Source organism: Dietzia sp. PP-33 (genome assembly GCF_033790845.1).
Lineage (GTDB): Bacteria > Actinomycetota > Actinomycetes > Mycobacteriales > Mycobacteriaceae > Dietzia.
On the sequence record NZ_JAMYEI010000025.1, the window covers coordinates 1 to 3,228 of the forward strand.

The window sequence follows — 3,228 nt, forward strand, 5'->3', positions numbered from 1 at the left end:
CAGGGTGTCGAGTTGTAGATCCTGCGAACTCAACACCTCCCCGAACTGCCCCTCGCCCGTAGTGCCCGACAGGCCGCGTGACCTGCACGCCCTCAGGTGCCGGATTGCCGCTCCGGCTCTTGCTGCGCCTTGACCGCTGGGCCATAGCGGAATGGCGGGTAACGCTGCCACCAGCGGCCTCTTGTCGAGATTCGCATAAAGTGCGATACTTTCGCACATATCGCGAACCATGTTTGGGCGGTGCGAGATGTCGAATCAGGATCTTCCTCCGGGATCGGCGCGGCTGCAGCTGGCCGACGGTATCGCTGTCTTGCGACCGGAAACCGCGGTGTTCGAGGCAATGGTGACCGGCTGGTCCCACCAACAAATGGCACGGAACCTCTCGGCCGGCACCATCTCAGCGCAGGTAGCAACGATCCGGCGGTTCCAGGACTTCTGCGAGGTCGACGGCCCGTGGGCCTGGACGCCCGTGATGGCCGATGACTGGATCACCGAACTGCGCGGGATCCACCGTCTCGCACACAGCACGATCCTGAGTTACCAGGGTGCGCTGCGGCACTTCATGGACTACCTGCTCGACCCGGCCTACGAGTGGGCCGAGCAATGCCAGGACCGGTTCGCCACCCATCCCGTACAGATCATCACCGAGGCCAACTCGGCCCGCCACGCCCACGAGGGCCCCGGCGACCCACGCAAACGGGCGTACACCACCGACGAGCTGCAAGACCTGTGCGATACCGCGGACGAGCAGGTCACCCGCCGCCACGAGGTCGGCACGAAGGGGGCGATGGTGGCGCTGCGAACCGCGACGATCACCAAAGTCGCCTACGCCTGGGGCCTACGGCGCAACGAAGTGCGCATGCTGGACCTGACCGATTTCGGGCCGAATCCGCGGGCACCACAGTTCGGCCAGTTCGGGGTCTGCTACGTCCGCTACGGCAAGCCCGGCAAAGGGTCCCCCGCCAAACGACGCGGCGTCCTGACCGTCCCGGAGACCGCGTGGGTGATCGACTGCCTCGAGCAGTGGATCGACCTGGGGCGCACCAGCTTCGACCGCACCACCGGGACCGCATTGTTTCCCACCGAACGATCCGAACGAATCTCGAACGGGGCACTGTCCCACAGCTTCGCCGACCTCTGTGACACCGCCGGGCTGACCGACCCGGGCCTGGACTTTCACTCCCTGCGCCGCAGCTACGTCACCTTGTTGGTCGAGTCCGGCTACGACACCCGCTTCATCCAAGAGCAAGTCGGACACGAGTACGCCTCGACCACCTCCCTCTACACCTTCGTCTCCCCCGACTACCGCAGCCGCGTCGTAGCCGCCGCACTACGCGCCGCAGCCGGCCGCCTGCCCGAAAGGACCACCGAGACATGAAGCACCGGATCGCCTACCAGTGGCGACTACGCCAAATCATGACCGACCGAGACATGCACAACCTGTCTGACCTGATCACCCCACTGCACGAGGTCGGTATCGAGCTCTCCGCCTCGCAGCTCTACCGCCTACTCGGGCGCACCCCGGACCGGCTACCCCTGGCCCTGCTCGGTGCCCTGTGCCACGTCCTTGACTGCAGCGTCGAAGACCTCTGCGACTTCCGCGTCGATACCGCACCCTCACGGCGCACCGCCACGGCCACCGACGTCTCCCCCGCAGCTGATGGACCGCTGCGACCGAAGCGGGCCCACATCCACCGACCCGGCCCACCGGCCTAGGTAATCCTCGGCGGCGGGCACATGGCTGACACATCGAAGTACCACTGCACACGGTGCCACGACGAACGCCAGCATCGCGGCGTGCGCTGGCCCGAGGGCTTCCTCTGCCGCCGTTGCTACCAACAGGCCACCCGCCGCCGCGGGACATGCCCCAGCTGCCAGAGGCCGGACCGGCTCCTGCCCGGCCTCTCAGGCAACCAGGCCATCTGCACCGACTGCGCCGGAATCGACGACCCCCGACTGACCTGCACCCGCTGCGGCGACCAGGACGAACCCCACCGCCGCGGACTCTGCGCCCGATGCTGCCTCACCGACGACCTGACCGCCCTGCTCACCACCGCCGACACCGGCCACATTTCCACCGAGCTGCAGCCCCTACTCGATGCGCTGACCAGCCAAGACCACCCCCGCAGTGCGCTCATCTGGCTGCGCAACCCCGACGTGCGCGAGCTCCTGGACGGGTTCGCGCAACACCGCTTGACCATCAGTCACGACACCTTCGCCCACTACCCCGCCGAACGCACCGCACGCCATCTCCGGGACCTGTTCATCAGCTGCGGAATCCTCGCACCCTACGACCGCAACCTCGACCGCTTCACCAGCTGGCTCAAAAAGAAGCTCGCCTCCACACCAATTCACCAATCGCAGCAGGTCATCACCGGATTCGCCACCTGGCATCACCTGCGCAACCTCCGCACCCGCGCGCACCGCCAACCCCTGGAAAACGGGCCAATCGCCAACGCCAAGCAGGAGATCACCGCCGCGATCGACTTCGTCAACTGGCTCTACACCCGTAACACGCCGCTGGCGGAAGCGACGCAGTCCGATATAGACACCTGGCTCGCTACCGGGCCGACCACCCGCAGCACCGCCAGAATGTTCGTCAGATGGTGCATCACGCATCAACACATGGCCGCCCACCTGAAGTTCCCCTACCGGCGGGCTCGAACCCACCCCATGACCAGCGACGATGAGCGCTACGCCCAATTGACGACGATCCTGGAACACCGTGACACCCCGGTGTGGGTCAAAGCCGCCACCGTCCTGCTGCTGATCTGCGCGCAACCAGTTTCGCGCATCGCCGCCATCGAACTGGACGCACTGAGAATCGACGACAGCGGCAGCCTATGGATCCGCTTCGCCGACGCCGAGGTAGAACTGCCGCATCCGCTCGCCGACCCGGTGATCGCGCTCATCGCACAGCGGCCCAACATGAACACCGCCGCCAACCGAACATCCCAGTGGCTATTTCCCGGAGTCACTGCAGGCCATCACATCAACCCGCAGACCCTGATGGGAAAGCTCCGCGCCAACGGGATCGATCTTCGAGGCGCACGCAACAGCGCGATGCGCGAGCTGGTCCGCAGCATTCCTCCAGCGATCGCGGCAACCCAATTCGGATACAGAGCTCAGACAACCGAACGCCACGCATTCATCAGCGGCGTCTCCTGGAGCGCCTACCCCGAACTCCACCAGGAACCCGACACCACAGAACCCGACACCTGACCAGTA

At 65.7% G+C, this 3,228-nt stretch carries 3 protein-coding genes; all 3 read left to right on the forward strand.

The genetic code is table 11. The annotated features are described in order from the left end of the window. The first annotated feature begins 367 nt into the window (after positions 1 to 367). The 3 genes from NJE57_RS19880 (at position 368) to NJE57_RS19890 (ending at position 3,222) form a co-directional block, all read left to right on the forward strand. Positions 368 to 1,378: a tyrosine-type recombinase/integrase gene (locus NJE57_RS19880; RefSeq protein WP_319030217.1), complete on the forward strand. Its 1,011-nt coding sequence runs from the start codon at positions 368 to 370 to the stop codon at positions 1,376 to 1,378. Then, entirely contained in the window at positions 1,375 to 1,716 is a 342-nt protein-coding gene (locus tag NJE57_RS19885) for a helix-turn-helix transcriptional regulator (RefSeq protein WP_319030218.1), read from the forward strand. Before NJE57_RS19880 ends, NJE57_RS19885 begins: the two co-directional genes overlap by 4 nt. Positions 1,717 to 1,797: 81 nt before the next feature. Next, entirely contained in the window at positions 1,798 to 3,222 is a 1,425-nt protein-coding gene (locus tag NJE57_RS19890) for a hypothetical protein (RefSeq protein WP_319030219.1), read from the forward strand. Positions 3,223 to 3,228 lie beyond the last annotated feature (6 nt).

Excerpts from the sequence above, each read along its gene's own strand:
- NJE57_RS19885 (WP_319030218.1), top strand. The coding sequence starts at position 1,375 with ATGAAGCACCGGATCGCCTACCAGTGGCGACTACGCCAAATCATGACC.
- NJE57_RS19880 (WP_319030217.1), top strand. The coding sequence starts at position 368 with ATGGCACGGAACCTCTCGGCCGGCACCATCTCAGCGCAGGTAGCAACG.